Below are 26,797 nucleotides of genomic sequence, written 5' to 3'. Positions count from 1 at the left end.
TCAAGGACCGGTAGTAAAGCGCTGATGCATTGACGTCGGCGGGACAGCGCCCCCTCTGTCCTGCCGGACATCTCCCCACTTGGGGGAGATCGGCGGCTTCGGCGACAGTGCCCCTTTTCTTGAATGTTGAAAATTGGCGAAAGCCGAGGGGCAGCCAATCTCCCCACTCGTGGGGGAGATGTCCGGCAGGACAGAGGGGGGCGCGAAGGATCGCTACCGAGCAGCTGAGTCCCTTCACTCCGCCAGCGTCTTCAAGAACGCCACCAGCGCCGCGCGCTCGCGGTCCGAAAGCTGCAGCGGGTGGACCTCGGATACACCCTCGACACTCGCCGGCGCCTTCGAATAATGCGCCACAACCTCCTCGAGCGAGGAAAACTGCCCGGCATGCATGTAGGGCGGACGGGTGGCGGCGCCGCGCAGCGACGGCGTCTTGTAGGCGCGCACGAGTTCCGGCCCGGCCTTGACCATGAAGCGCAGCTCGCCGCAGGCGCCGGCGTCGCCATCGCGAAACGCGCCGAAACAGTTGAACGGATCGGCCTCGACTTGGCGCACCGCGTCTATGCGGCCGCGATCCGGCGGCAGGTTCGCCACCGACATCACGCCGGTGTTGTGAAAACCGCCGTCCGTAAAACGCGGCCCGTTATGGCAGGTCACGCAATTGGCCTTGCCGATGAACAGCTTTAGCCCGAGGATTTCTTCGGGCGACAAGGCATCGTCGCCTTGCGGCGCCTGTATACCGGTATCCAAAGCGGCGGCGAACCGGTCGAAGCGCGTCTGCGGTGGCGCGATCGATCGCTCGAAGGCGGCGATCGCCTTGCCGATATTGGCGAAGACGCGGTTGACGTCCTCGGCTTGCGCACCGGACATGGCATTCCAGGCAGCCTTCTCGGCATCGCTGCCGAGCGGACTGGCATTGGCCGGCACATTTGAAAGGTCGGGCAGCGGCCCGAAGATGCGCTCGTAGCGCTCGCCGAATCGCGCCTGGATGTAATGCGCGTAGGCGGCGCGGTTGCCGGCCTGCTCCAGCGGATTTTCCAGCGGCGCCAGCGCCTGCGCCCAGAGACTGTCGCGCCGCCCGTCCCAGAAGAACCATGCGTCATGTGCAACACCGGCCAGCGGCATGGTGCGCCGGTTGGTGCGGCCGACACCGACCGCTCGCGGCAGATCGTCCTGGAACTGCCGGTCGATCTTGTGGCAGGTCGAGCAGGAAACCTTGCCGTCGCCGCTCATCCCGGCGTCGAAAAACAGCGTCGCGCCGAGCGCGGCGGCAGCCGGCACGTCGGCGAAGCGGTTGGTGGTGTCGGTTTTCAGCGGCGGCAGGGCTGACAGCGCCAGCGAGGCGATGGTCTTCTTTTCGGCATCGGAAAACTCAGGCTTGCCGCAGCCGGCAAGCACAGCCATCGCCAGCAGCGCGAAAAGTCGCGGAAAGCGGTTCATCTTGCTCCAGCGCTCAGAGCAGCACATTGAAGACCACCGTGTCGGATCCGGCCGCCGCGGAAATGGCGAAATGCAGTTGCCACAATCCGCTCATTGTGAATTTCACCCCGCCGATGCGATAGCGGCCATCGCCCAGATAATCGGTCGCATGCGGGCTGGTTGGCAGACCGTGCCTGTGCTGCGGCATGCCGCCGGATATCGAGATCGCAGCGCCCTCCACCGGGGTGCCCGCATTTGTCTTCAGGGTCAGCAGCCAGGATTGCAGCTCGCCTTGACGGACAACGCCCCGCTCCGGCTCGAAACTGGCTAAAAACAGGCCGTTCGCCGTCTCTTTCGAACGGGCAATCTCGGAGCCGGCGAGCCGAGGCGCTTGCGGCGCGGTCATATAGACGGCGGCGAGAATGCCGGCCAGCAAGGCAGCCAGACCAAGACCTGCCAGAACGTAGCGCCATAACGATGCCAAACCGGTTCCTCTTCCAGAAATAACGTCTCACTGAGCGGATCGCGTCCCGCCGCGCCGCTGAGAAAACGCCGCCGGCGCAAAATCCGCTGCCGCCAAGCATGGCGCTGCCGCCCGCAAAAAGCTACAGCACCGGTCTTTGGTTTTGTGCATGTCGTTATCCCAAAACCGCCGCGCAAGCTGTGGGCGACATGCACCAGGAGAGATACATGGCAGGAAACGGCGTCGCATCGATCGGTGAATGCATGCTCGAGCTTTCAGGCCAGGCCAAGCCGAACTGGCGCATGGGCTTTGCCGGCGACACATTCAATACGCTGTGGGCGCTGCATGCGCTGAGCGGTGACCGGCCGGCGACCTATGTGTCGGCCTTCGGCGACGACCCGTTCTCGCGCGACCAGATCGATTTCTTCGCGCAAAACGGCATCGGCATCGGCGCCAGCCCGATTATACTAGGCGCCCGGCCCGGCCTCTATGCAATCACGCTGACCGGCGCCGAACGCTCCTTCACCTACTGGCGCGGCGACGCCGCCGCGAGGCAGCTTGCCTCCGACGCGGCCGCTTTGGCGAAAAGCCTTGAAAATCAGGCGCTTGTTTACTTTTCCGGAATCACTTTGGCAATTCTGGACGACGCCGCGCGCAAGACACTTTTGGCGGCGGTGGCCAAGGCGCGCGCCGACGGCTCGCTTGTCGCCTTCGATCCCAATTATCGGCCGCGGCTGTGGCGCCGGCGCGACGAAGCACAGACCGCGATCCTCGATGCGCTGGCAGTCACCGACATCGCGCTGCCGACCTTTCCCGACGAGCAGATGCTGTTCGGCGACGCAGCGCCGCAGAAAACCGCGGAACGGATGCGAAAGCTGGTCGGCGAAGTCGTCATCAAGAACGGCGAGGAGCCGGCGCTAATCGCCGCAAACGGGACCCCGCAACCCGTTCCGGCCGTGCATGTCGCCGCCCCGGTCGACACCACCGGCGCCGGCGATTCCTTCAATGGCGCCTATCTCGCCGCCCGGCTTGCCGGCCATGCCCCGACCGCGGCCGTGTTGCGCGCGCATCGCGTCGCCGCCGCAGTCGTCCAGGTGCGCGGCGCGCTGGCGCCATTCGAGACGTTAAGGGCAGCGTTCGGGGATTAGAACCGACAACCGCCGACAAGCTCGCAGCCCAGGCGCTCGCTATCCGCGCTTTTCGATGACGCCGTACAGGACGTTGCGGTTCTCGCCAAAGAACACCTGCGCCTCGACGGTGTTTCGGTCGACGCTGGCATTGATGACGTTCCACATATCGGCCTCCGACCGCAGCAGCAACACCCAGTTCATGAACGTCTCCCAATACCCGGCGTCAGGGTTGCCTTCTGCGTAGTTCGCAAACAGGAAGGTCCCGTTCGGCTTCAACATCTGCAGGCAGGTTTTCGTGAGCTTCACGGCGACGTTGTGCGCAAGGTAGTCGTAAAGGCCGGAGGCGTAGATGAAGTCGAACTTGCCAAGCTTGTGGCCCCGCGTGAGCACGGTTCGCACCGAGCCGTCGATCGCCTCTACCGCAGTATCCTGGAAGTCGCGCGTGATCAATCCAACGCTCTGAGGGTCCTGATCGAGTGCAACCCAGCGTTTGAGACGGCCCTCCTGTAATGCGGCCGAGCGATTGGCCTCCCTTAAATGGCCGGCCGCAATCGCCAGGACCTCGGTTTGCGGTCCATTCCTGGTCGCAATCTTATCGACATAGCGGGTCAGAAGATCACGCCGTTCCCGTGCCGCGATGGACGACGGCACATCCTTGGTATGCATGTAGAGCGCCTTGCCGATCTCCGAGGCGTTTGCCACGCTCTCCGCCACGTGCGGATCGCAATAGATGTAGTCGAGCAACTGCGCGTCGCCGGAATAACCTCTGGGCTTGTCATGGGACCACCGCGTGAGCGGATCCTCAAGAAAGTACTCCAGGACCGGGTGGTTCTGCACCACCGGTATCAATGCCTGCCAGACGTCGGGATGAACCTTGGAACGCGTCGCGCTGAGGTACGACGTCACACGACGAATGATCTCGGCGGGGTCCTTTCGTTGCTCGATTTGCTGGTGTGTGGTGTGGAGAATGAGCGCAAGCTCGACGCGAGCGGTTTCGAACGCTTCGCTATGAGGCTCGAGCTTTTTTTGAGGGAGACTGGCGGCGATCATCTCGGCAGTAATCAAACTTTTGCCATCGAGGATGGTTGCCACCGCAGAACTCCATAATCACATTTAACTAGATATCGTTACATATTGCGTAAAATTTTATCTTTGCCAAGACACATGTCAGGCATTTTAGCGGTGTCGTTAAATTCCCGCCAACCATGCTGGTTTTTTGGACGCCTTGCGGGTCGGATTCCAGATACGAGTTAACCCAAACCTATATGCGCGACTGCATATTGCTTGCGAGGCGCCGCAATTCGCTGTCGCGCCTGAGGAGTCGGCCGGCGTGGGGGTAGAAGCTAGAAATGAGTTCGGCATACAAAGCCCCGTTCAAATGGGGCTTAGGGTGACGAACGAATACGCGTCATCCGCATTGGCCGATATGGCCCATGCGGAACCGCTTGAGCGGCGCTACGAGCGACGGTCCGACGAACTCCGCAGCCTCTACTGGGAGGAAGGCCAGGCGAAGCGAAGGATGGACGCCAGGCCGGGGCTTTGGATCGCCGTCGCCATCTATCTCATGTTTTCGGCAACGGATCTGCTGCTGATTCCGGATGTGGCACTCTATACGATCACGGCGCGCTTCGCGGTCGGAGTGACTGCGCTGTTGACCCTGGAAGCACAACTTCGCCGGGGGGTCGGAACGGAATGGATTGACGTGACTTGCGCCGCAGCCATCATCTTTGGCTATGTTGGTTGGTTGTCCCCAGCGGTTATGGCCGCGGACAAGGAAAGCGTCTCTTATTATATGGTCTTCGGTACTATCTTCATGATGGGCGCCAATCTTTTCTTCACATTCAGGTTTAATCTATCCATCGTAACTTCTGCTATAATTTTGTGTGTACTATACACGGTGAACTATTTCGTACCTTCTACGCTAACATACAAAATAGTACTAGGAATTTTTTACATTTCGTGCTTCATATTCACGTCGTATGTAAACTGGAGGTTAAACGAGGAACGTTACAACGTCTTCCTGAACGCCTTGGAAGCTAAAATCCAGCACAAGGAGGCCACCGAGCGCGGACAGGCGCTCTTGAATCTGTCGAGAACCGATCCGCTTACCGGTCTGGAGAATCGGCGTGCGATCGACGAGAAGCTGCGCGACTACTGGAGCGACTGGCAAAGGCATGGCAGCGGTTTTGTGGCGATCCTCATCGACGTGGACTTCTTCAAAAGGTTCAACGACTACTACGGACATCAGGAAGGCGATCGCTGCCTGATACTTGTCGCCAATGCCCTTGCCGAAATGATCAAGCAGCACAATGGCTCAATCGGCCGCTACGGCGGGGAAGAATTCATTGTCCTGGCTCGCATGGAGAAAAGGGAACAGGTCGCAGGTCTTGCCGAAGCCATTCGAAGCACGGTGGAGAACCTCGCGCTTCCCCACCAGCAGCGCAGAGACGGCACCTCGGTGGTGACGGTGAGCGTCGGCGCTGCCTTCACCAGGGCGCAGACTGGCGCCAAGCTGGAGAAGATCGTCCACGAGGCCGATCGTGCGCTCTATCTGGCGAAAGCAGGCGGTCGCAATTGTACCTGGCTGTTCGATCCAAACGATCCCCAGAGCAGCGACGAGAGCGAGAACATTGCGGCTTTGCTGAAGATCGCGATCGGCCAGGATCTCGTTTCACTCGTCTACCAGCCGATCCAGAACGTGGCGTCTGGCCGGGTTGAAGCCGTCGAGGCTCTGATGCGCCTCAAAATGCTGGACGGTACATCGGTTCCGCCGAGCCTGTTCATTCCTGTTGCGGAACGAACCGGCGCGGTCCTGGAGCTCGGGCGCTGGGCCATAAGGACAGTGTGCACCGAGCTCTTGGCGGACGATCACGTCCGTGTCGTCAGCGTCAACGTCTCTCCAATTCAGCTCAAGACGCCCGGCTTCGCAGCTTCGGTTGCGACGATTTTGAGCGAGACCGGCGTCGCCGGCAGCAGGCTGGCCCTCGAAATCACCGAAGGGCTGGAGATGGAGATGCACTCCGACGTTCTGCGCTGCATCAGCGACCTGAAGCTGCTGGGGGTCAGGGTATGGCTTGACGACTTCGGGACGGGCTTCGCGGGCCTCTCATGGCTTCGTCTCATCGATTTCGATATGGTGAAGATCGACCGCTCGTTCCTGCATGACTGCGGCACCCCAAGGGGCAAGGCGATGCTGCAAGACATCATTGCCCTGGTGCGAAATCGCGGCCATAAAATCCTGGTCGAGGGGGTGGAAACCGACGAGCAACTGGCCCTTATCCGCGAATTCGACATCGATAAGATCCAGGGCTTTCACGTCGGCCGACCTGCTCCCGCCGCGAATTTCCGCACGAAACCGGCCACCTACAAACGCACATTGTCGATCGTCAAGTCGGCATGAATGGCGGCGGCGCGATCTGAGCCTCTCAGGCCAACCGTCGCCGCCCGTCGATCGCACCCGAACAGGTCTGGCTCATTGCTTCGTGCTCGCCTCCCGGAACGCCGCCTCTCCGGCCTCCGACACCTCGGCCCACTTCTTGTCGGCTGCCGGATCCGCGGCGTAGCTGTCGTGCCAGTTCCACCATTTGTAGGCCGGGGTCTGGGGATAGCCCTCGGGCGAGTCCTCCGAGGAGGCGATGGAGCCTGGCTTTCAGGCGGTCGTCGACTGCATGCTCGGGGCCGGCTTGACGCGGGGAGATCTGCTGTTCGCCCGCTGCGCCGCCGCCGCGAACTGGCCGAACAACTGGCGATCATCGCCATCGGTTCGCGCGGCGATACCAAGGAAATCAGAAAACAGATCAAGCAGCTGTCGAGGGACTAGGGTCAAAACTCAATCAGCCGGTGATCGACAATGACCGGGATGGAAGGCGGCCCGTCGTTGGACGTTCCCCACCACGACAGATACGCGCTCCGGCATCTCTTTAGGGCAGCCATAGCCGCACTTCCACCCATCGCTTACCTCATGCGGGCATCAAATCGATGACCCGCATGATCGCGACCGCAGTGCTCGTGTTCTGGGTGCCTTCTGTAGTAGCGCCTTTAGCGCAGGCCCAAACATCGCCCTTCTTGACTGTGAACTTTTCTTTATTGTGAACGACCGAAAGTTCTCCCTCAGTCATGTGGCAGAGCATGTCGTTCGTCATCATGTTGTCCGGCGTCTTCGCCCCGGGTTGGATAACAACATCGCGTAGCATGACCGTTTTATAAGCTGGTATGACCGAAGCCCGCTCACCAAGCGCTACAACTCTGACACCGGGGCCGATCTCCTTGCCCTCATCGGGGCCGTAAGTCTGTGCGGCTGCTGGGGTCGCCCAAGCGATCAGTGGCGTCGCGGCTACTGTAAGACCGAGTGCAAATGTGGATCTACGATTGACGGATTCCATTGCTTCCTCCCTATCAAAAGTTGGTCGGAAAGGTAGGCCAACAAGTCAAGGATGAGCCGTTGCGGCCCAAAGTCAACTGATCTTCCGTTGGGTTTTGAGCCTAGGGCCGGATGGATAACTGCCTGACGACACGAGGAACTCGGAGTGCGAATTGCTCTTGCCGTGACAGCGGTGCGTGACGCTAGTGAACCCGGCTTAACCCACTGCATCGTCGGCCGCTTCTTCATCTCCTTGGGCGCCTCGCCGGCATGCTGGAGGCCCTTCCACAGCCGCTTCCAACTCAGTGAAGGCGGCGCGGCTCCCGCAAAAGGAAACGCCGAGGTCGAGGCGCAGCTCGCAATTGCACGCTCCATGATCCGCGCCGGCCCCACTCTAGAATCATAACTAGCGGACTTCGCGTCTTAGGCTACTCGGACCGCTTAATGCCGCCGCGGTCCAGAAGCCAGCGCAATGGCACCAAAGGCGGTTATAATCTCACGCCAGACCATTTCCGGAACCTAGTCAGACATTCCAAGGCAGCCTGCAACAAATCGCCTCCCGTCGGCATCCGTTTGCTGCGGTCATGGTTCACCTGCGACCGAATCTGGACAGGGCGCAGAGCCAGGACTACTGTCTACCCAATGAGCAGGTTCGTCCGCATCCTCGCAGTCGTCTTCCTCGCGGCCTTCGCCCTCGGCACGGCGGCGCATGCCGCGGCTTTGACGGACATGTCCCTGAAGATGTCGATGGCTGAGATGGACGGCGACATGCCCGACTGCCAGGACTGTCCCGGCGACGACGGCCAGACGTCGGCATGCGACCAGTTCTGCGTTACCTCGCTTGTCGCGATCTGCACGCCTGCCGCGGCCGAGCTGCCGCATTTCGCCGGTATCGTATCCTTGCCTCCCGGAGAACCGTCCGACGGCCGCACCGGTCCGCCTGAGCCCTATCCTCCCCGAACCACCTTCCTGAGCTGACACGGCCGCGGCATCCGCTCGCGACCGACCCGTCGACGCGCCCGGCTACGTCCGCGCGTCAAAAAAGCCTATTCCGGAATGGTTGATCCAATGCCCTATCCACGTGTGCCGGCGCTGACGCGTCGAATCTTCCTCGCATCGGCCGCCGCCGTTTCGGCGGGCGTGGTGCTTCCACCGCGATCCGACGCCGCAGGCCTTCGCGAGTTCCGGATCCGCGCCGGACCGGGACGCGCCCAGATCGCGCCAGAGCCGCATGGCGATACCCCCATCTGGTGCTATGACGGCAGCCTGCCCGGTCCGGAAATTCGCATCCGCCAGGGAGAACGCCTGCGGGTGGCGGTCGAGAACAAACTCAACGAAGAGACGACGGTGCACTGGCACGGTTTGCGAGTCCCGAACGCGATGGACGGCGTGCCGCACCTCACGCAGGCGCCGATCTGGCCCGGCGAGACCTTTGCCTACGAGTTCGATGCCGTCGACGCAGGCACCTTCTGGTACCATCCGCACCATCGCAGTTTCGAGCAGGTCGGCAGAGGCCTCTACGGCTCGCTGATCGTGGAGGAAGCCGATCCCATCCGGGTCGACCGCGAAGTCACATGGGTGCTGTCCGACTGGCGGCTGACCAAAACCGCCGAGATGCGGGAAGACTTCGGCAACCGCCATGACATGATGCACAACGGCCGGGTCGGAAACACGGTCACGATCAATGGCCGCGTGCCGGATGTCTTTCAGGTGCGAAAGGGAGAACGCATCCGGCTGCGGCTGATCAACGCCGCCAACGCCCGCATTTTCGGCCTCGACTTCGGGAACCATCAGCCTGCCATCATTGCGCTGGACGGGCAGCCAGTGGAACCGCATGCGCCGGAAGGCGGGCTGGTCGTGCTGGGGCCCGCGATGCGCGCCGACCTCATCCTCGACATGACGGCTGACGCCGGAAGCCGGGTTTCCGTGATCGACCGCTTCTACGAGGGCCTGGAATACCGCCTGGTCGACCTAGCCTATGCCGATAATCCGCTCAGGCAGGCGGCTCCCGACTGGCCTGTCGCCCTCCCGCCCAACCCGCTGCCGGAGCCGGACCTTGCATCGGCCGTCCGGCACGAGGTCACCTTCAACGGCGGCATGATGGGAGCCATCGTCATGCAGGAGATGGGCGGCAGCATGGGGAACAGGGGCGAGGATTCCTCCGGCGCGATGGGCGGCATGATGGGCAACCTGGGGGGCATGATGAACATGATGCATTCCGGCGGCATCTGGTTCATCAACGGAGTCGCGGCGGAAGGCCACGTCATGGACCCGATTCTGACGCTTGCGCAGGACAAGAGCCATGTCATCGCGATGACCAACGCGACGGCCTGGCATCACCCGATCCATCTGCACGGCCATTCCTTCCGGGTGATTTCCCGGAACGGCAAGCCGACCCGTCACCGCGAGTGGCAGGACACGGTGCTGATGTCGCCGCGCGAGCGGGTGGAGATCGACTTCGTCGCCGACAATCCCGGCGACTGGATGCTCCACTGCCACATCCTCGAACACCAGGGCGCCGGGATGATGGGCGTCTTCCGCGTCGCCTGACCAATTCTCGAAAGGAGAACCGAAATGCGAACCATCCTCAACACCCTTGCCCTTGCGTGCTTCGTCTGGGCCGCTGCCCCGGCCATGGCAGGCGAGAAGGGCGTCACGCTCTACAAGAACCCGCAATGCGGCTGCTGCGAGGGCTATGCCGATTACCTGCGGGAGAACGGCTTCGACGTCACCGTCAAGGCGACGCACGACCTGGCGGAAATGAGCCGCGAGGCAGGCATTTCTGACGAGTTCCAGGGCTGTCATCTGTCGTTCGTGGACGGCTACGTCGTCAGCGGCCACGTTCCCGTCGGCACGGTCAAGAAGCTCCTGACCGAGCGTCCCGACATCAAGGGCGTGACGCTGCCCGGCATGCCGATGGGCTCGCCCGGCATGAGCGGCAACAAGGAAGCGCCGTTCGAGATGCTGGAGATCACCAAGTCCGGCGTGGGTGGGGTTTACGCTCGCGAATAGCGCCGCCTGCCGAAAACCCGGAAGGAGCCGACGATGATGGACGGCGGAATGATGGACGGCATGGGGCTGGGCTGGCTTCTGTTCCTGGCGGTGCTTGTCCTCGCGGCCGCGGCCCTGGTGAAGTACCTGTTCTTCAGCGGCCGCAAATGAGCAGGAATGCTGTTGCCCTTGGCATCGTGGCGGCGCTCTCGGGAGTTGTCGCCCTTGCCTTGACATGGCTGTTCGGAGCACGCCCGGGCGAGGCCGCGGCAATCGCGCGGGGACGGCAGGTCTATGCCGCGCACTGCGTTTCCTGCCACGGGGTCAACCTCGAAGGCCAGCCTGACTGGAAAAGGCTGCTGCCGTCGGGACGCATGCCCGCCCCGCCGCACGACGCGTCCGGACACACTTGGCACCACCCGGACGGGGTGCTGTTCCGGATAACCAAGGAAGGTCCCGGGGCCGTGGTGGGCAACGGATACGAGAGCGACATGCCCGGATTCGGGGAAGTGCTGGGCGACGAGGAAATCCGCGCCGTCCTCACGTTCATCAAGAGCACATGGCCGGAGCGGGAACGCACCTACCAGGCGGAGATGAGCCGCCGCGAGCAGGAGAAGGCGCAATGAAGGCGATCCTGTCGGCGCTGGTGCTTGCTGTCCTCGCGGTGGCCAGCAGTGCGCACGCGCAGGAGCCGACGGCCATGGCTCAGCACGAGGAGCCGCAGCACTTGCGCGAACTCGCTTTCGCTGACGAGTCAGGAGAACCGCAGAAGCTTGAAGACTGGCGCGGCAAGGTTGTCTGGTTGGGGAACAACACGGAAACAGCGCACGGATCGCTCATGAGCCGCCGCGCCAGCGGGGCTGGGACAGGATTCCTGCTTTCAACATCTCCGATCTATCTTTTGCCACCTGATGCCGCTTCGCTCCGCCCTTTTCAGGCTTCGCTCCGATTGCGAAACAATCCGATTGGTGCTAATGCAACTCATTCGCATTTGCATTTATGGTGGCAGTTATGTCCGAGGTCAGCATGTGGTTCCGCGAAAAGATCAGCAGGCGTGGGCTGCTGTGGGGCGGCCTGGCGGCGGCCGGAGGCTCGGCGATAGCGGGAACGGCGGCTGGCCAATCGGTCCATTCCGACCATGGGGCCACGTCGGCCGCGGGCGCTGAACCGCCTCAAGCGCATTTGGCCGCCCACGGATCGATGATCACCGTCGGAGAGGTGGACAACGAGCGCAACGGCTTCGATCCTTCCCGGATGGTGACGGACTGGGAAACGGGCTCGGTGTCGACGCTTCCCGACGGACGAATCCTTCGGACTTTCGAGATCGAGGCGGTCGACAAAGAAATCGAAATCGCGCCGGGGATCATGTTCCCGGCCTGGACCTACAACGGACGCGTTCCCGGGCCTGCGCTCAGGGCGACCGAAGGCGAGCACCTCCGGATCGTCTTCCGCAACTCCGGCTCGCATCCCCACTCCATGCACTTCCACGGCATCCACGCCGCAAGGATGGACGGCGTCCCCGGTGCAGGATTGATCGGTCCTGGAGAAGAATTCGTCTACGAGTTCGATGCCAGGCCGTTCGGCTGCCATCTCTATCACTGCCATGCGCTGCCCCTGAAGCGGCATATCCACAAGGGCATGTACGGCCTTTTCGTGATCGACCCGGATCCGACCCGCCATCCGGAGCTTGCCGATGTCGCCCGTTCCCGCTTGCACGGCACGCCCGAGAACGCCGAATGGCAGGAATTCGCCATGGTGATGAACGGCTTCGACACCAACTTCGACAACGGGAACGAAGTCTATGCGGTGAATACCGTCGCACACGCGTACATGAAACGGCCGATCAGGATCGTCCGCAACCGCCCAGTCCGCATCTATCTGGCCAATGTCGTCGAGTTCGATCCCATCAACTCGTTCCACTTGCACGCCAACTTCTTCGATTATTTCGAACAGGGGACGACGCTCACGCCGACGTTGAGGACGGTCGACTTGATCACTCAGGTGCAGGCGCAGCGCGGAATCCTCGAGTTTACCTACAAGGATCACGAGACCGGGCTCTACATGTTCCACCCGCACCAGTCGGAGTTCACCGAACTCGGCTGGACGGGCATGTTCGACGTGGTGGAGGCGGTCGCATGAACGAGGTCTCGCACATCGCCGCCGCCGACCCGACCGCTCCCGTCGGCTCCGGAAAATCGCGCGCCGCTTTGCTGTGGCTGATCCTGCCGCTGGCCGCCCTCAGCCTGGCGATCACCTGGCTGCTGGTCTCTGACCCGCTCAGAAACTTCGGGAACGGTGCTCCGCCTGTGGAGAGCCTGACTTTCGAGCGGACGGTCCTTTCGTCGGACGGCATACGCGTCCTCGTCCGCGCCGGCGGCTCGGAGCCGATGACGATCGCCCAGGTCCAGGTTGACGATGCATACTGGCAGTTCACGCAGGAACCCGCAGGGCCGCTCGGCCGCGGCGCTACCGCATGGATCCATCTGCCCTTCCCGTGGGTGCTGGGGGAGGCGCATGCCATCAACATTGTCACCAATACCGGGGCGACGTTCGAACACGAGATCGCAGTCGCCGTGCCGACCCCGACACGGGACGCAGGGAACCTTGCTTCCCAGGCGCTGCTCGGTGTCTTAGTCGGCCTCGTTCCGGTCGCCATCGGAATGATGTTTTATCCGGCGCTGCGTGGAGTCGGCCGCAGCGGCATGAATTTCCTGCTCGCCCTGACTGTCGGCCTGCTGGCGTTCCTGTTAGTCGACGCCACGGCCGAAGCGTTCGAACTGGCGGCCGAGTCCGCCGCAATATTCCAGGGACAGGCCATGGTCGTCCTCGCAGCCGCTGCGAGTTTCCTCCTGCTGATGGCGGCCGGCCGCCGGGACGGAGTGCCGACCGGACTTGCGCTGGCCACCTTCATCGCGCTTGGAATCGGCCTGCACAATCTTGGCGAGGGGCTGGCCATCGGCGCTGCGTTCGCGGCAGGCGCGGCCGGATTGGGCACTTTCCTGGTGTTGGGCTTCATGCTGCACAACATCACCGAAGGCATCGGCATTTCCGCGCCGATGCTGAAGAAGCGCCCGACTCTGTGGGCCTTCGCCGGCTTGGCGCTTCTGGCGGGCGGTCCCGCCGTCATCGGACTTTGGATCGGAAGCCTGGCCTATGCGCCGCAGTGGTCGGCGCTGGCTCTCGCGGTAGGAGCGGGAGCCATTCTGCAGGTCATCGTCGAGGTCACTGCGTACCTGATGAGGTCGGACGGGAGAGGCCCTGCGGCGCTTACAGCGCCAGCCACGATGGCGGGATTGGCGGCAGGCGTTTCGTTCATGTATGTGACCGCTATGCTCGTCAAAGTCTGATCTGCCGCGGCGACAGCTTGTCCGGCCGTCCTGCCGGATCGTCGCCTGTGAACTGCGGGCGCGGAGATCGGTTGCGGCAAATAGCGGAACGTGAGCACCTGCGCAGCTAGCAGCGGCTGAAGCCAGGGCTGTGGTCAAACAGCAGGCCAGACAGGCATGGGCAACACTGTCCGGACCTGCTGCCGAACATTCCGGCCTCCGTCAGGGGTACCGCGCATACACTTCCGTCGTGCCGTCACGACGCACGAGAAGGACGTCATAGGGATCGGCGTCCGGCCCCGCCTCGCCCATGCCCGGTGACCCGTAGGGCATGTCCGGAACCGTCAGCCCAATCGCGTCCGGCCGTTCCGCCAGAAGGCGCTTCACCTCCCGCGCGGGAACATGGCCCTCGATCACATGGCCCTCGATCACATAGCCCTCGATCTGCCCGGTGTGGCAGGAGGTCTGGCCGGGTTTCAGACCAGCCCCGATCTTCACCTGCATCAAGTCTGCCATGGGCAGGTTTTTGAGTTCGGCAGCAAACCCGCTCTCCTCCATGTGGCGCGCCCAGCCTATGCAGCAGCCGCATCCCGACGTTGTCAGGGCTTCGATGGCCTCCGCCGCCGAAGTCAAGCCCAAGAGGCGGACAAAGGCCACCGTCGCGGCTACCCGCGCACCCACTGTGAGAAAACGCCGGATCTGGTCATTGTGCCTATCCTTTCACTGGCGGCCCCAACTGAGGAGCCGCATTGCGTTGGCCGTCACGAGCACGGTCGCGCCCGTGTCCGCGAGTATGGCGGGCCAGAGGCCAGTGACGCCGATCACCGTCGTCACAAGAAAAACCGCCTTCAGCCCGAGGGCGACCGCAATGTTCTGCTTGATGTTCGCCATTACGGCCCGCGAGAGGGTGACCATACGCGAAACGTCTTCGACACGCCCGTGAAGGATTGCCGCATCCGCGGTCTCCAGCGCGACGTCGGTGCCGCCGCCCATGGCGATGCCAATGTCGGCCGCGGCGAGCGCCGGAGCGTCGTTGATGCCGTCGCCGACCTTTGCGACTTTGAAGCCTTCCTTCTGCATCTCGCCGACGATCCGCCGCTTGTCCTGCGGCAGCAGCTCAGCGCGCGCCTCGACCCCCAGACCCGCGGCGATCGCTTCCGCGGTCTTGCGGTTGTCGCCGGTGAGCATGACCGTCCTGATGCCTTGCGCCTTGAGCGAGGCCAGCCCCGCCCTGGCGTCAGCCCGCGGTTCGTCCCGCATGGCGATCAGACCCGTGATTGCTTCTCCCGCCAGCAAGACCGAAACGGTCTTCCCTTGGCCGTTCAAATCCTCGATCCGGGCAACCTGGTGCGGAGACAGCGAGGCGCGCTCGGCCGCCGCCTTGGCGGAAGCCAGAAATACCGCCACGCCCCCGACATTGCCTTCCACGCCCTTGCCCGAGACTGCCTTCGCCCCGAAGGCCGGAGGGATCGGTGCCTTGTTCGCCTTCGCCATCTCGAGGATGGCGACGGCAAGCGGATGGGTTCGACCCCTGCTCGAGGGCGGCAGCCATCGACAGCACCTCGCGCTCGGTCCGCCCGTAGGCGACCACGTCCGTGACGACAGGCTTGCCTTTCGTCAGGGTGCCGGTCTTGTCGAAGGCGACGGCTGTGATCTTGCCGAAGCGTTCGAGGACGGTTCCGCCCTTCATCAGCATGCCGCGGCGCGCGCCCGCTGACAGTCCCGCCGCGACAGCGGCCGGAGTGGAGATGACCAGCGCACACGGGCAGCCGATCAGCAGGATGGCTAGGCCCTTGTATATCCATTCGTTCCATCCGGCACCGAACAGCAGCGGCGGCAGGGCGGCCACGAGCGCGCCCACCGCCAAAACGCCCGGCGTGTAGTAGCGGGAGAAGCGGTCAATGAACCTCTCGGTGGGGGCCTTGCTCTCCTGCGCCACCTCGACGAGACGGACGACGCGAGCGATCGTGTTGTCTTCGGCCGCGGCGGTCACCCTGACCTTCAACACACCGTCGGTGCTGATCGTGCCCGCGAAGACAGCGTCCTTTTCGGACTTCCGCTTCGGCGTGCTCTCCCCGGTCACGGGAGACTCGTCGACGTCGCTCGATCCTTCGACAATTGCCCCGTCCGCCGGAATGCGGTCGCCAGGGCGGACGACGATGAGATCGCCGACGGCCAGCATGGCGGCGGGTATCTCCACTGTTCCGCCATCCCTTTCCACAAGCGCGGTCTTCGGAACGACGTCAGCGAGTCCCTGGATGCTCGCCCGCGCACGCCCAGCTGCCACGCTTTCGAGCAGCTCACCGATCAAGAAGAGCAGCACAACCATCGCCGCCTCCTCCGTCGCCCCGATCAGCACGGCTCCGACGGCAGCAATCGTCATGAGTGTCTCAATGGAGAATGGCGCACCTGCAAAGGCGGCGGAGACCGCGCGCCGACCGATCGGCACAAGCCCGACCAGCAAGGCAGCCAGGAACGGCCAGTGGCCCCCGTCCGGATAGGCAATCCCTATGGCATAGGCCGCAACGAGCGCCGCTCCGGAGGCGACGGTCAGTTTCGCCCGCCCGGAGCGCCACCAAGACTGCTCGGCAACGGTTGCATATTCGTTCAAAGATGGACTGTCCCGTTGCCCATTTGCGGCTTTGCCATCCCCCTGACCCAAGGCGTCGCACCGTAGCCCAGTCGAGAGACCTGCCGCGCGATCGCGTCGCTGGTGAGGGAGTCCGCATGTGTGACCGTCAGACTGCCGGTGGTCACCGACACGGAAACGTCCGCCACGCCGTCCATCCGCCGGACCGCCGTGTCGATCTTGGACGCGCAGGACGCGCAGTCCATGCCGCTGACGCGGTAACGGGTCTGTGTCGACAATCCAAGCATGGTGCTTTCCCAGGAGTTCAAGCAGCTAGTGGTTCAAGCGAAATTCTCTGTCTAGAGCCAGCGCCGCACCCGAGCCTTGTAGGCGCGGTACTCGCTGCCGAACTTCAGCTCCAGGTATTGCTCCTCCCGAAGAATGACGCCGCGGTGGATCACGAGGACGGCTGCGGGAAGGAGGGTGAAAGCGACAAGGCTGCCGAGAGCGAGCGCGAGAGCGGCGTAGACAAGGGCCATGCCGACATACATCGGGTTGCGGGTCACCCGGTAAACTCCGCTCGTTACGATGGCGGTGGTCGGTTGCCACGGCTCCGGCCTGGTGCCCGCCTTCCGGAAGAGCCCGAGCGCGCGCGCCAGGAAGACGACGCCTGCTCCGAACAGCAGGACTGCCAGCACCTTCGCCGGGAGTGCAGGCGGAAGCGGCCATCCGCTGGCATACCTGTCGGCAAGCACGCCCGCGGCCCAGGAGCCTGCAAACACCAGGGCCGGAGGAGCGATCACTCCGGGATGGTCATGGGTCTCGCCGGAAGTCGCAGTCATGATCTCACCTGTTGCCATTCTCTGCCAGACAACCTAATTGCTCTAGTGACTAGAGGTTCAAGAGGGAAAATGACGGATGTATTCGATTGGAGACCTGTCGCGGCGGACGGGAGTGAAAGCTCCTACCATCCGCTACTACGAGCAGATGGGGCTGCTGGAAGCGCCGGAGCGCTCAGAGGGCAATCAGCGACGCTTCGCGAAGGCCGAGCTAGAGCGATTGGCATTCATCCGTCACGCCCGCGACCTTGGCCTAACGATCAACTCGATCCGGCAGCTCATCGATCTCAGCGGACATGCTGACAGGCCGTGCGCCGATGCAGACAGAATCGCCAAAGAGCAGCTCGCCTCCGTCCGGGAGCGAATTGCAAAGCTGCAGAAGTTGGAGGAAGAACTCGAACGTATCGCTACCTGCTGCACGGGCGAAACCGTCGGAGACTGCTATGTCATCCGCGCCTTGTCCGACCACTCCCTTTGCGGGCACGAGCACTGAAGGTCAGAGGGCGCATCTCATTCGCTTTGTGTAATTTGTTGTGCAGGGAGCGGACCCGTCCGACCGAATGACCGCGCTACGGCGAGCACAGAGCGCCGGCTCCGGACTTCGCGACCGCTCTTCACAGCGGCGCTTCGCGCCACGGTCAATCCGGCCCTCAGACCGACCGTCGCCGCCGTCTATCTCAGCGGATCAGGTCTGGCTCATTGCTTCGTGCTCGCCTCCCGGAACGCCGCCTCTCCGGCCTCCGAAACCTCGGCCCACTTCTTGTCGGCTGCCGGATCCGCGGCGTAGCTGTCGTGCCAGTTCCACCATTTGTAGGCCGGGGTCTGGGGATAGCCCTCGGGCGAGTCCTCCCAGGCCTCCTGCCGGCCCAGCGGCGTGATGTCGAGATAGTTCCAGGTGCCGCCCATCTGCTCGTCACCGCGGTTGTTGATGAAGTAGGTGCGGAACACGCGGTCGCCGTCGCGGATGAACACGTTGTGGCCGTGCCACTCGTCGACACCGAAATCGGCGTCGAAGCTGTCGGTGAGCGTGAACCATGGTATCTCCCAGCCCATCCGCGCCTTCAAACGCGCGATATCCGCCTGCGGCGCACGCGAGACGAAGACGAGGGTGGTGTCACGGGCGTTCAGATGGGCGAGGTGGGCGACCTGGTCGGCCACCATGGAGCAGCCGCGGCAGGCATGGTCTGGCCAGCCGAACACTCCCGGCTCGAAGAAGGCGCGGTAGACGATCAGCTGACGCCGACCGTCGAACAGGTCGAGCAGGCTCACCTTCCCGTCGGGCCCCTCGAACGCATAATTCTTCTCCACCACCATCCACGGCATCCGCCGCCGCTCGGCGGCCAGCGCGTCACGGGCGCGGGTCTGGGCCTTTTCCTTCACGAGCAGCTGCTCGTGGGCCGCTTCCCACTCCTGCGGCGACACCACCGGTGGCGTGCGCATGGCAGTCTGTCCGCTTTTCCGTTCGCTCTCGGCTACTGAAGTCATGGCTTCCTCCTGATCTGGGCGCGCGCCTCGTCGCTGAAGCGCGGCTCATTCGCTGCTCATCGCTGGTTGTTGGGCCTAAAATAGTTTGGCACCGGAAAACGACCAGTGGGAGTAACAAGTGTGACGCTATTATCCCCTCGGCGCGTTGAACCGCGTGGCGTGGCGCGACGGTGCTCCCGCCGCATGCCCCGGGGCGCTGGCGCCATTCAAAATTTTGAGGGCAGCGTTTCGAAGATTGGGCTCAAACTCAAATCAGACTGGCTGCCGCCAATGGCCGAGAACCTTGCTGCTTGAACTGGTCGGCGGGAACTAGCAAAGAGCGCCATAACGGGCATCCGACACTGAACGCAAGAGCGGACGTTGACTCTGTTCTCCGCTACATCAACCCCACCAATCTACCGTCCACCGGGCTATGTCGAAGACGAACGGTGGAGATCGACTCGCGCCACGGCGTAGGCGTCAAGAGAGATGAATTGGTCATCCAACCGTCTTCCGGGACTTTCCATGAAGTTCGGATCGGCTGCCGCCCGCTCGAACTGGTCGGCAGCAAGAAGAGCAATGCGGGCGCTGTTCGGCGTATCCGAAAGCTGCACTGATTGCTTTTTGGCAGTAATATTCGAGAGCCACAGCGTCGTCCGCCCGTCTTTTTCGGCCGCGATCGCCGCGATGCTGTCAGCTCCGGAAGTTGCCACGGACAGCAGGGTGGCCCCACTGAGTTTTGAGAGGCCTGCCATGACATGGAAAGCGGGATACACCATTCGGCCATCCTGTTCGTCAAACCACGGCTGCACGAAATCGGCCTTCCTGTAGACGTATCCGAACGGGCCGGTGAAGTCGCCGAATGCGACGGCCTCGATTCCCTCGCGCGCGCAGGCCGCGAAATAGCCGACTGTCCAAGCCGCATTGAACAGGCCGCGCTGCCGAGGATCGATGCGGCTCAGACAGACGCGACCGTTCGCTTCATTCGGCGCAGTGGACTTGCCGTAGGGGTTCTCGCGGCAGCCTAGCTGACTGGGACCTATACGCAGGGGCAAGCGGTCGCCCATGAAAGCACGGGTAGAGCGGATCAGATGGGGGATAGCCTGAAGCGTCTCCATTACGGAGACATCATCTGCTGCGTGCACGTTTGGACAGGTGGTGAAGGTTGCGTAGTCGAGCGCTCCGGTTGGCGGACGCTTGCGGTTTAGCTCGGTGAAGTATGCGGCCATGCCGCCGCCCAGCGGCACCCCGGGGAAAGCCCGGCGGGCGGCGGCGTAGTTTTGCTCGAAGGTGGGCATCGCCGGCCACGGTGCTCCCGGCTGCACCGACTTCATGTCCTGCGCCGGAAAGACGGAGACAGCTTCTGGATTGAGGCGAAGGCTTTGGACAGCATCCGCGAGAGGCGCCAATTCGCCGAAAGGATCGAGCGTTCCCTTGGTGATGATCTCAAGTACGACGCCAGCGCCGGTCAACTGTGCCAGGGCGGTGTAACCTTCAAGTTCATCCTGGCCGTGCCCGAACCGGAGATCGACTTGGCAGACCACCCACTGCGGAGCCAATGGTCGAATGAGCTCGGCGACTTCAAACGCGTGCTTCGCCTCGTCGGCAGCGACGCCGATGCCAATGCGGGGCACTCGACCGATGGCTCTGCCAATCGTCAGGTTGATGGATGGATCGGGGTTTTTGGAAGACCCGGCAGGGAGCGTTCCCAACAGCTGAAGTCGGACGGCCTGCGTGAATTTCTCGCCTTTCGGCAATCTGTAGGGCCACGGGCGACGCAGGGGACGGACATAGGTTTTGTAGGAGGCGTCGGACCAATTGCGCTGATCCTCCATCTCAAAGGCGTCACCTTCCATGGTGCATGTGGCCCAGATTCCAGGCACGATCTCGTGCGAAAGCGCGCGAATGTCGGTGAACGGACACCTAGGATCGATGTAGTCCGGAAAAAGCGAGAGTTTTTCGCGACCGTCCTCGTGCAGCACCTTTACCGGCTTGCCGGCCAAACCCTCGATCGGATGCAGCACGACGAAGCCGGTTCTGTTGGTCAATACGTCAGTTTCGGGCTCTGCCTCCACCACAAACGACAGCGCACCGTCGCTCCCGCCTGCGATCCGCGCCTGGTAGACCAGCCGACCGCACGCACCGGCGCATGTTCCACGATAGGCGACGCTGAACGCATCCGGCTTTTCATCGATCTGAAGGTCATCGAGAACGGGCGTCTCGGTTCCCCAGTTCTCGTCCCGTACGAGAAATGAAATCCCGCGCAGAACCTCGACCCCGCCGATCCGCACATAGCGTATCGCCCCATTGTCAAACTCGACCGACAAGGGTCCCGCGCGCAGTGTCCGCAACTGCGGATCGACCTGTTCGGTCCCACACAAGCGGATTGCTCGAGGTGCTGCCGTGGTCAAATCGCTCTCTCGGTCTTGGCGTCGAAAATCGAGGCCCGGTTCATGTTGATGTCGATCGGCAGTCTCTCGCCGGGACGACTGACGTCGTGCGCCTGCAGTTCCGCCATCACCGGCGCGCCGGCCAGGCGGAAGGTCGCATAGCTGCGCGAGCCGGTCGGCTGCAGCAGGTCGATCGTTGCGTCGTAGCGAAACGTGCCCTGCGCAGGTGTCGCAGCATGCGCGCGCGTCAGATGTTCTGGCCGCAGTCCAAGCAGCACCGCCTGTCCGTCAATGGCGCCATTCAGGCTCCGGCCGGGGGCGACCGGAAGCAGCGCCTCGGAGAGCCGGATGGCGGCAGCGCTGCCGTCCAACTTCAGCGTGCCCGGCAGGAAGCTCATCCGCGGCGAACCGAGAAAGCCAGCGACGAAGGTCGAGGCGGGGCGCTCGAACAGCTCGAGCGGCGCGCCCTGCTGCTCGATCATTCCGTCGCGCATCAGCACGATGCGGTCAGCCAGAGTCATCGCTTCGATCTGGTCATGGGTGACGTAGATCATCGTTGTCGCAATGTCCTGGTGAAGGCGCTTGATCTCGCCGCGCATCTCGTCGCGAAGCTGCGCGTCGAGGTTGGACAGCGGCTCGTCGAACAGGAAAATGCGCGGGCTGCGGACAATGGCGCGGCCGATGGCGACCCGCTGGCGCTGCCCGCCGGACAATTGGCGCGGAAAGCGCCCGAGCAGCGGGGTGATGCCAAGCATGCGCGCCGCCTCGGCGACGCGCGTCTCCACCTCCGATTTCGGCATTTTTCGCGCCTTTAGGCCGAAGCCAATGTTTTTCGCCACGTTCATGTGGGGATAAAGCGCATAGTCCTGGAACACCATCGCCACGTCACGGTCGCGCGGTCGGAAATCGTTGACCACTTCGCCGCCGATCTCGATCGTGCCTTCCGAACTCTCCTCCAGCCCTGCAATGGTCCTCAGCAGCGTACTCTTGCCACAGCCGGACGGGCCGACCAGCACGGTGAACTCGCCGTCGCGAATGTCCAGGTCTATGCCGCGCACGGCATGGAAGGCGCCGTAGCGCTTGTGCAAGCCGGTGATCCTGACTTCGGCCATGCCGACCCTTTCTATCCGCGAACAGCGCCGAGCGTGAGCCCGCGCACGAGATGTCGTTGGGCAAGTACTCCCAGCGCGATCGACGGTACGAGGGAGACGATAGCCAGGGCTGCCGCCTCGCCATATTGCGCGCCCTGGAAACCGATGAAGGCGCGAAACACCGTTGGCAGCGTAAAAGCAGTGCGGCTGGTCAGAATCAGCGCGAAGAAGAACTCCGTCCAGCAGGCGATGAAGGCGAAGACCGCCGCCGCGACGATGCCTGGCGCGGCGAGCGGCACTGCGACGCGCCAGAACGCCTCCCACCGCGTGCAGCCGTCGACAAGGGCCGCCTCCTCCATCGATTTCGGCATGCCGCGGAAATAAGCGAACATCATCCATACCGACACCGGCAGCGTGAACACCGTATAGGCGATGATCAGGCCAATATGCGTGTCGTAGAGGCCAACGCCGCGGTAGATCAGGAACACCGGCAGCACGATGCCGATGGGCGGCAGGAAGCGCTGTGACAGCACCCAGAACGACAGATGCTGGCCGCCGGTGTTGTAGCGCGCCAGGCTGTAGGCCATCAGCGTGCCGAACAGGGCCGAGAGCACCGTTGCCGACAGCGAGATGATCAGGCTGTTGATCAGCCCGTCGAGGCCGCGATAGGCGAACAGCGCAGCTTCATAGTGGACAAGGGTGGGTGCGGTTGGGAACCAGACGGGCGGCACGGTGAGATAGTCGTCGCTCGGCTTGATCGAGGTGTTGAACATCCAGTAGAGCGGCCACAACACGAAGACCAGGAAGAAGCCGAGCAGCAGGATGCGGCCGACCGGTATCGACCGGCGTTTCGGGCGACGGACAGGCGCGACGGCCGCCATCAGACCGGCTCCGTCTTCAAAAGCCGTCGCACCAGCAGCATTACCACGAGCGCGGTGAAGATCAGGAACAACCAGCTTCCGGCGGTCGCCTGCGACAGATGGAATTGGGTGAAGCCGACCGTGTAGAGATAGTAGGAAGCGGTGTAGGTCCGCGTGCCTGGCCCGCCGCCGGTCATGATGAAAATAGTATCGAACATGCGGATTGCATCGAGCAGCCGAAAGGTCAGCGCCAGCAGCATCATTGGCGCAAGATGCGGCAGGGTTATCGCCCAGAACGCTTGCCAGGCATTGACCCCGTCGAGTTCCGCCGCCTCGTAAAGGTTCGGGGGAATGGCGGTAAGCCCGGCGAGCAGGATGACGAACATGAACGGTGTCCACTGCCAGACATCGGCGATGATCAGCGAAACATAGAGCCATGGCGATTCGGTCATCCAGCCGATCGTCACCTCCTGCCCCAGAAGTTGCGTCAAGATGTAGTTGGTCGGCCCGAAAGGCCGCTGCAGCAGCAGCGTCCAGGCCTGGCCGACGATGACCGGGCTGATGAACAGCGGCACGATCAGGATCGACATGATCACGCCGCGGCCCGGAAAGCTGCGAACCATGGTCAGCGCCACGAGAAGTCCGAGAACGAATTCGATAGCGACGCTAATCCCCGACAGCCACGCTGTCAGCAAAAGCGACCAGCGCGCGACGGGATCGAACACGACGCGCTCGAAATTCTTCAATCCGACAAAGGCGTGGCCCGGCACCTGGAAATCATAGTTGATGAAAGACACGACCAGCGAGAACAGCAGCGGATAGACCGAGAGCGCCAGGATCAGCAGTACTGCTGGCGCCACCAGCAGCCATTTGAAGTGGCGGTCCGCCCAATTTGCGAAGCCCGACAGCCGTGGCGGGGCGCCGGCGGCCTTCAAGCGACTGATGGTTGCGGTATGCTGCATCGATTACATCCCAAAACCTGCCTGGCGGTTGCGACGAGGTGTTGCGGACCAAGCGCCCGCAACACCGATTTTGGTCAAGAATGCCGGCCGGCGTCCCTGAGGCAGGCCGAACTCAGAGGGTGACCGCCATGCCGAGCTTCTCCACCGTGTTGTCGGCAGTAGCGCCCGGCAGTTTCAGGAACTCGGTGTAGAATGCCTTCTGCGAATCCACGCCGAGCCGGTCGGTCGTCTCATTCCACTCGGCCGCCGCTGTTTCTAGCGACGCCTTCGGATCCGCACCGGCCCACACAGCTGTGCACATGCGGTCGATGCTCAGGAAATAGTCCTGCGCGCCTGGCATGATCGGGTCAAGGAGGCCGACATTGGCCGAGTTGTTAAGATTGCTCAGATACTCCTTGGCGCTCGGGAACAGCGCGCCGTAAAGCTCGGATTTGAAGTGGGAGATGCGGTAGGGATCGCGCAGGGCGTAGGGCAGCATGCAGCGCGCAAGCGAGACGGGTGGCGAGCAGGCCCATTGCATGAAAAGGTAGGCCGCTTCGGGGTTCGCCGAATCCGCCGACAGCGCCTTGTTGTAGCCGGTCGCATGTTCAGGATTGCCGGGCACGACCGCGTAGCCGACCTTGCCGGCGATCTGCGATTGCGGGATGAAGTTGATTGCGGTGGCCGACTGCGAATAGTTCGCGGCCATGCGGCCAGACGGCGGCCAGGAGTAGATCATCGCTACCTTGCCGGTCAGGAACGCCGCCCACAGCGAGACGGCGTCGAGTTCATTGTTGCCGGGAATCGACGCCGCATTGGCTGCAATCATGTTCTGCAGCGTCTTCACGCCGGCATCCGAAACCAAGCCGGCCTTCATGTCGTCGCCGAACAGTTTTCCACCGTTGGCGCGGTACTGCTGCAGAAAGTCGAACTGGTTGCCGGGACTGCCCGCCTTGCGGAAATGGCCAGCGCCATAAACGTTCGGCGCCATCTGGTCGGTGATGAACTGGGCGATCTGGGCATATTCCTCCCAGGTCTTCGGCGGCGCCAGCTTGGCGTTGAACTTGGCCTGGTAGGCCTCCACCATCTTCGGATCCTCGAAGATGTCCTTGCGGTAGTAGAGAGCGAACATGTCGCCGTCGTCGAAGAAGCCCCAGATCTTGCCCTTGTAGGTCGGCAGCGCCTTGTAGAGCGGATGATAGTCCTCGAGGTCGGCCGGGTTCATGTATTTGGCGATGTAATCGTCGAGAGGTGCGATGACGCCGCCATCGGCCAGCGACGGCGTCCAGGCTGGCGAGATGTCGAGGACGTCATAGGCGCCTGAGCCGGCAATGTGCTCGGCAACGGCCTTGGAGTACTGGTCCGGGTTCGACAGTTCGACCACGTTCGACTTCATGCCCGTAAGCTGCTCCCACATCGGTCCACTGAAATTGCGCGGGTCGAGAGCCTGCAGGCCTGCCTCGTAGGTCATGTTCAGCGTGACGCCCGAATGCGCCTTGGCCGCCTCGACGGCGCGGAAGGCGGAACCATCCGCCGGGCCTTCCATCGACGCCTTCATGGCCGCCGCCTGCGCCTGGCCGAGCGGTGAAGCGGCGTCTGCCAGTTCGAGCTTCTGCTGCGCCAGCGCCCAATCCGTCATCATGGCGAGGATCGGTCCGGACGCCGCCAGCATGCCGGTCATCTGGCCGAAGCGGGTTATGAAAGTTCGGCGGGTGGTTTCGCCGCGCATAAAGGCGTCGACCTCTGCTTCGAGGCCTGCCTGAAAGTCACGTTTTTCATGATCGTTCATAGTACTTGGTCCTCCCATTTTCGTTTGCCTTCACTCGTCCGCGGGCGCGGCGGTCGAGCATTCCTCTCGTGAAGCCGCCGCGAAGGCGCGGCGGCGCGCCGAATGCTCGTACTCCTATGTCCCGAAGCGGGCGGCGAAACCGGCCAGCCGATTCTTCCATGCCTCGCTTGAAAGCACCTCGCGATTGACCACGCCGCGCGGCTCGCGGCCGTGCTGCACCTCGATGACCGCTTTGACGTCCGCAGCACCGTTTCCGGCAAAACACTGGTCGGTCCAGCAGAGCGCGTGCGGCGTCAGGATAACGTTGTCGAGCTTGAGGATCGGGTCGTCGGCATCCGGCGGCTCCTGCTCCAGCACATCGAGCCCCGCGCCGGCGATGCGGCGCTCCTGCAGCACTTTCGTCAGCGCCACCTGGTCGACGATCGGACCGCGCGCGGTGTTGATCAGGTAAGCCGTCCGCTTCATCAGCGCGAGCCGCTCGGCATTGACGATGTGGTGGGTCTGAGGCGTTAGCGGGCAGTTCACCGACAGCACATCGGCGCGGCGGAACAGATCCTCCAGCTCGACCAGTTCGATGCCCAGTTCGGCAGCGACTTTGCTGTCGGCGAATGGGTCATGGGCGATGAAATTCATATTGATGGGCTTGGCCAAGCGAAAGACCTCGGCGCCTATATTGCCGATGCCGAGCGCCCCCAACGTACGCCCGACGAGACCAACGCCCATATGATCCGAACGCTGATTGAACCCGGCAGGCCCCTTGCGGGTCAGCGCGTCCTTGGTGAGCAGTTTGCCGGTCAGTGCCAACATGAAGGTGATGACGGATACGGCGACCGGCCGCCGCACCCCGTCGGGCGTGATGACAAGGGCAATGCCGGCGGCGGTGCAGGCCTCGACGTCGACGGTATCGTAGCCGACTCCGAAACGGGCAACGACGGCCAGTCGGCCGCTCTTCGGGACACTGGTCGCATCGAAGCGATGGGTGAGCAGGATCAGTGCATCGAAGTCCTCAAGCTGATCGCCGCGCAGCGGATTGTTCGATTCCAGGAACGCCATCTCGATGCCGGGCGCATTGCGCAGCGGCTCCAGGTCGAAGTCGGGATAGGTCGACGCGCCGTCCGGCTTGCGAAAATCACCGGAGAGCGCCACCCTGAACATTGCGTTGGCCATC

22 protein-coding genes and 2 pseudogenes are annotated in these 26,797 nt (G+C 63.0%); 9 read left to right on the top strand and 15 right to left on the bottom strand.

The features are described from left to right. Nucleotides 1-234 precede the first annotated feature (234 nt). Together AC0L2Z_RS30395 and AC0L2Z_RS30390 are read right to left on the bottom strand one after the other, a co-directional pair. Entirely contained in the window at nucleotides 235-1,437 is a 1,203-nt protein-coding gene (locus AC0L2Z_RS30395) for a cytochrome-c peroxidase (protein WP_473630088.1), read from the bottom strand. Between the two features lie 13 nt (nucleotides 1,438-1,450). Next, nucleotides 1,451-1,900 carry a FixH family protein gene (locus AC0L2Z_RS30390; RefSeq protein WP_473630087.1) on the bottom strand — a complete coding sequence of 150 codons (450 nt, stop codon included), beginning with the start codon at nucleotides 1,898-1,900 and terminating at the stop codon, nucleotides 1,451-1,453. Nucleotides 1,901-2,106: 206 nt separating this feature from the next. On the opposite strand from AC0L2Z_RS30390, the gene AC0L2Z_RS30385 reads away from it, so the two are divergent. After that, entirely contained in the window at nucleotides 2,107-3,027 is a 921-nt protein-coding gene (locus AC0L2Z_RS30385) for a sugar kinase (RefSeq protein WP_473630086.1), read from the top strand. Nucleotides 3,028-3,066: 39 nt separating this feature from the next. Here AC0L2Z_RS30385 and AC0L2Z_RS30380 read toward each other — a convergent pair whose 3' ends face one another. Beyond that, entirely contained in the window at nucleotides 3,067-4,101 is a 1,035-nt protein-coding gene (locus AC0L2Z_RS30380; protein ID WP_473630085.1) for a class I SAM-dependent methyltransferase, read from the bottom strand. Nucleotides 4,102-4,387: 286 nt separating this feature from the next. Here AC0L2Z_RS30380 and AC0L2Z_RS30375 point away from each other — a divergent pair, with 286 nt between their 5' ends. Further along, complete coding sequence (locus AC0L2Z_RS30375; protein ID WP_084833952.1) at nucleotides 4,388-6,409, top strand: putative bifunctional diguanylate cyclase/phosphodiesterase; 2,022 nt, start codon at nucleotides 4,388-4,390, stop codon at nucleotides 6,407-6,409. 72 nt (nucleotides 6,410-6,481) lie between these two features. Here AC0L2Z_RS30375 and AC0L2Z_RS30370 read toward each other — a convergent pair. Continuing rightward, nucleotides 6,482-6,634: pseudogene (locus AC0L2Z_RS30370) on the bottom strand (DUF899 domain-containing protein); the annotation flags it as partial. A 334-nt stretch (nucleotides 6,635-6,968) separates the two neighbouring features. Further along, nucleotides 6,969-7,391: a hypothetical protein gene (locus tag AC0L2Z_RS30365; protein WP_473630084.1), complete on the bottom strand. Its 423-nt coding sequence runs from the start codon at nucleotides 7,389-7,391 to the stop codon at nucleotides 6,969-6,971. A 620-nt stretch (nucleotides 7,392-8,011) separates the two neighbouring features. Between AC0L2Z_RS30365 and AC0L2Z_RS30360 the strand changes: the two genes are divergently transcribed. The 6 genes from AC0L2Z_RS30360 to AC0L2Z_RS30335 all read left to right on the top strand — a co-directional run bounded on the left by AC0L2Z_RS30360 (nucleotide 8,012) and on the right by AC0L2Z_RS30335 (nucleotide 13,707). Further along, nucleotides 8,012-8,347 (top strand): hypothetical protein, encoded by a 336-nt coding sequence (locus AC0L2Z_RS30360; RefSeq protein ID WP_128166789.1) that lies wholly within the window; start codon nucleotides 8,012-8,014, stop codon nucleotides 8,345-8,347. Between the two features lie 90 nt (nucleotides 8,348-8,437). Continuing rightward, complete coding sequence (locus AC0L2Z_RS30355) at nucleotides 8,438-9,919, top strand: multicopper oxidase family protein (RefSeq protein ID WP_473630083.1); 1,482 nt, start codon at nucleotides 8,438-8,440, stop codon at nucleotides 9,917-9,919. Between the two features lie 24 nt (nucleotides 9,920-9,943). After that, entirely contained in the window at nucleotides 9,944-10,381 is a 438-nt protein-coding gene (locus AC0L2Z_RS30350) for a DUF411 domain-containing protein (RefSeq protein WP_473630082.1), read from the top strand. 146 nt (nucleotides 10,382-10,527) lie between these two features. Next, nucleotides 10,528-10,986 carry a c-type cytochrome gene (locus tag AC0L2Z_RS30345; RefSeq protein ID WP_473630081.1) on the top strand — a complete coding sequence of 153 codons (459 nt, stop codon included), beginning with the start codon at nucleotides 10,528-10,530 and terminating at the stop codon, nucleotides 10,984-10,986. 385 nt (nucleotides 10,987-11,371) lie between these two features. Further along, on the top strand, nucleotides 11,372-12,499 hold the full coding sequence (locus AC0L2Z_RS30340; protein ID WP_473630080.1) for a multicopper oxidase domain-containing protein: 1,128 nt from the start codon (nucleotides 11,372-11,374) through the stop codon (nucleotides 12,497-12,499). Beyond that, entirely contained in the window at nucleotides 12,496-13,707 is a 1,212-nt protein-coding gene (locus tag AC0L2Z_RS30335; protein WP_473630079.1) for a ZIP family metal transporter, read from the top strand. Before AC0L2Z_RS30340 ends, AC0L2Z_RS30335 begins: the two co-directional genes overlap by 4 nt. Before the next feature lie 201 nt (nucleotides 13,708-13,908). Here AC0L2Z_RS30335 and AC0L2Z_RS30330 read toward each other — a convergent pair whose 3' ends face one another. The 3 genes and pseudogenes from AC0L2Z_RS30330 to AC0L2Z_RS30320 all read right to left on the bottom strand — a co-directional run bounded on the left by AC0L2Z_RS30330 (nucleotide 13,909) and on the right by AC0L2Z_RS30320 (nucleotide 17,097). Next, the gene (locus AC0L2Z_RS30330; protein WP_473630078.1) at nucleotides 13,909-14,244 is read right to left on the bottom strand and encodes a DUF411 domain-containing protein; all 336 of its coding nucleotides are present in this window, start codon (nucleotides 14,242-14,244) and stop codon (nucleotides 13,909-13,911) included. Nucleotides 14,245-14,406: 162 nt separating this feature from the next. Then, nucleotides 14,407-16,563: pseudogene (locus tag AC0L2Z_RS30325) on the bottom strand (heavy metal translocating P-type ATPase). Nucleotides 16,564-16,614: 51 nt separating this feature from the next. Next, nucleotides 16,615-17,097 carry a methyltransferase family protein gene (locus AC0L2Z_RS30320; RefSeq protein WP_473630077.1) on the bottom strand — a complete coding sequence of 161 codons (483 nt, stop codon included), beginning with the start codon at nucleotides 17,095-17,097 and terminating at the stop codon, nucleotides 16,615-16,617. 76 nt (nucleotides 17,098-17,173) lie between these two features. Here AC0L2Z_RS30320 and AC0L2Z_RS30315 point away from each other — a divergent pair, with 76 nt between their 5' ends. Beyond that, nucleotides 17,174-17,587: a MerR family transcriptional regulator gene (locus tag AC0L2Z_RS30315; protein ID WP_287342711.1), complete on the top strand. Its 414-nt coding sequence runs from the start codon at nucleotides 17,174-17,176 to the stop codon at nucleotides 17,585-17,587. Between the two features lie 203 nt (nucleotides 17,588-17,790). On the opposite strand, the gene AC0L2Z_RS30310 is transcribed toward AC0L2Z_RS30315, so the two are convergent. The 7 genes from AC0L2Z_RS30310 to AC0L2Z_RS30280 all read right to left on the bottom strand — a co-directional run bounded on the left by AC0L2Z_RS30310 (nucleotide 17,791) and on the right by AC0L2Z_RS30280 (nucleotide 26,796). Further along, nucleotides 17,791-18,579, bottom strand: a complete 789-nt coding sequence (locus tag AC0L2Z_RS30310; protein WP_473630076.1) for a DUF899 domain-containing protein — start codon at nucleotides 18,577-18,579, stop codon at nucleotides 17,791-17,793. A gap of 410 nt (nucleotides 18,580-18,989) precedes the next feature. After that, on the bottom strand, nucleotides 18,990-20,969 hold the full coding sequence (locus AC0L2Z_RS30305) for a D-apionate lactonase family protein (RefSeq protein WP_473630075.1): 1,980 nt from the start codon (nucleotides 20,967-20,969) through the stop codon (nucleotides 18,990-18,992). Next, nucleotides 20,966-22,060, bottom strand: a complete 1,095-nt coding sequence (locus AC0L2Z_RS30300; RefSeq protein ID WP_091598167.1) for an ABC transporter ATP-binding protein — start codon at nucleotides 22,058-22,060, stop codon at nucleotides 20,966-20,968. Before AC0L2Z_RS30300 ends, AC0L2Z_RS30305 begins: the two co-directional genes overlap by 4 nt. An 11-nt stretch (nucleotides 22,061-22,071) precedes the next feature. Beyond that, the gene (locus AC0L2Z_RS30295) at nucleotides 22,072-22,920 is read right to left on the bottom strand and encodes a carbohydrate ABC transporter permease (protein WP_128246859.1); all 849 of its coding nucleotides are present in this window, start codon (nucleotides 22,918-22,920) and stop codon (nucleotides 22,072-22,074) included. Continuing rightward, nucleotides 22,920-23,861, bottom strand: coding sequence for a carbohydrate ABC transporter permease (locus tag AC0L2Z_RS30290; protein WP_287242094.1), 942 nt, complete (start codon nucleotides 23,859-23,861; stop codon nucleotides 22,920-22,922). Before AC0L2Z_RS30290 ends, AC0L2Z_RS30295 begins: the two co-directional genes overlap by 1 nt. Nucleotides 23,862-23,973: 112 nt before the next feature. Continuing rightward, the gene (locus AC0L2Z_RS30285; protein ID WP_287059078.1) at nucleotides 23,974-25,629 is read right to left on the bottom strand and encodes an extracellular solute-binding protein; all 1,656 of its coding nucleotides are present in this window, start codon (nucleotides 25,627-25,629) and stop codon (nucleotides 23,974-23,976) included. A gap of 114 nt (nucleotides 25,630-25,743) precedes the next feature. After that, complete coding sequence (locus AC0L2Z_RS30280) at nucleotides 25,744-26,796, bottom strand: NAD(P)-dependent oxidoreductase (RefSeq protein ID WP_473630074.1); 1,053 nt, start codon at nucleotides 26,794-26,796, stop codon at nucleotides 25,744-25,746. Nucleotide 26,797: the final 1 nt, after the last annotated feature.

It is taken from the genome of Mesorhizobium sp. WSM4850 (genome assembly GCF_055811735.1).
Note: the sequence above shows the minus strand (reverse complement) of the source record. Positions and strands in the feature narration are given on the sequence as shown.

What these genes read in the sequence shown, in the direction of transcription:
- AC0L2Z_RS30395 (WP_473630088.1), bottom strand. Translation starts at nt 1,437, where the DNA reads ATGAACCGCTTTCCGCGACTTTTCGCGCTGCTGGCGATGGCTGTGCTT.
- AC0L2Z_RS30385 (WP_473630086.1), top strand. Translation starts at nt 2,107, where the DNA reads ATGGCAGGAAACGGCGTCGCATCGATCGGTGAATGCATGCTCGAGCTT.
- AC0L2Z_RS30375 (WP_084833952.1), top strand. Translation starts at nt 4,388, where the DNA reads ATGGGGCTTAGGGTGACGAACGAATACGCGTCATCCGCATTGGCCGAT.
- AC0L2Z_RS30365 (WP_473630084.1), bottom strand. Translation starts at nt 7,391, where the DNA reads ATGGAATCCGTCAATCGTAGATCCACATTTGCACTCGGTCTTACAGTA.
- AC0L2Z_RS30360 (WP_128166789.1), top strand. Translation starts at nt 8,012, where the DNA reads ATGAGCAGGTTCGTCCGCATCCTCGCAGTCGTCTTCCTCGCGGCCTTC.
- AC0L2Z_RS30355 (WP_473630083.1), top strand. Translation starts at nt 8,438, where the DNA reads ATGCCCTATCCACGTGTGCCGGCGCTGACGCGTCGAATCTTCCTCGCA.
- AC0L2Z_RS30350 (WP_473630082.1), top strand. Translation starts at nt 9,944, where the DNA reads ATGCGAACCATCCTCAACACCCTTGCCCTTGCGTGCTTCGTCTGGGCC.
- AC0L2Z_RS30345 (WP_473630081.1), top strand. Translation starts at nt 10,528, where the DNA reads ATGAGCAGGAATGCTGTTGCCCTTGGCATCGTGGCGGCGCTCTCGGGA.
- AC0L2Z_RS30340 (WP_473630080.1), top strand. Translation starts at nt 11,372, where the DNA reads ATGTCCGAGGTCAGCATGTGGTTCCGCGAAAAGATCAGCAGGCGTGGG.
- AC0L2Z_RS30335 (WP_473630079.1), top strand. Translation starts at nt 12,496, where the DNA reads ATGAACGAGGTCTCGCACATCGCCGCCGCCGACCCGACCGCTCCCGTC.
- AC0L2Z_RS30330 (WP_473630078.1), bottom strand. Translation starts at nt 14,244, where the DNA reads ATGGAGGAGAGCGGGTTTGCTGCCGAACTCAAAAACCTGCCCATGGCA.
- AC0L2Z_RS30320 (WP_473630077.1), bottom strand. Translation starts at nt 17,097, where the DNA reads ATGACTGCGACTTCCGGCGAGACCCATGACCATCCCGGAGTGATCGCT.
- AC0L2Z_RS30315 (WP_287342711.1), top strand. Translation starts at nt 17,174, where the DNA reads ATGTATTCGATTGGAGACCTGTCGCGGCGGACGGGAGTGAAAGCTCCT.
- AC0L2Z_RS30310 (WP_473630076.1), bottom strand. Translation starts at nt 18,579, where the DNA reads ATGACTTCAGTAGCCGAGAGCGAACGGAAAAGCGGACAGACTGCCATG.
- AC0L2Z_RS30300 (WP_091598167.1), bottom strand. Translation starts at nt 22,060, where the DNA reads ATGGCCGAAGTCAGGATCACCGGCTTGCACAAGCGCTACGGCGCCTTC.
- AC0L2Z_RS30295 (WP_128246859.1), bottom strand. Translation starts at nt 22,920, where the DNA reads ATGGCGGCCGTCGCGCCTGTCCGTCGCCCGAAACGCCGGTCGATACCG.
- AC0L2Z_RS30290 (WP_287242094.1), bottom strand. Translation starts at nt 23,861, where the DNA reads ATGCAGCATACCGCAACCATCAGTCGCTTGAAGGCCGCCGGCGCCCCG.
- AC0L2Z_RS30285 (WP_287059078.1), bottom strand. Translation starts at nt 25,629, where the DNA reads ATGAACGATCATGAAAAACGTGACTTTCAGGCAGGCCTCGAAGCAGAG.
- AC0L2Z_RS30280 (WP_473630074.1), bottom strand. Translation starts at nt 26,796, where the DNA reads ATGGCCAACGCAATGTTCAGGGTGGCGCTCTCCGGTGATTTTCGCAAG.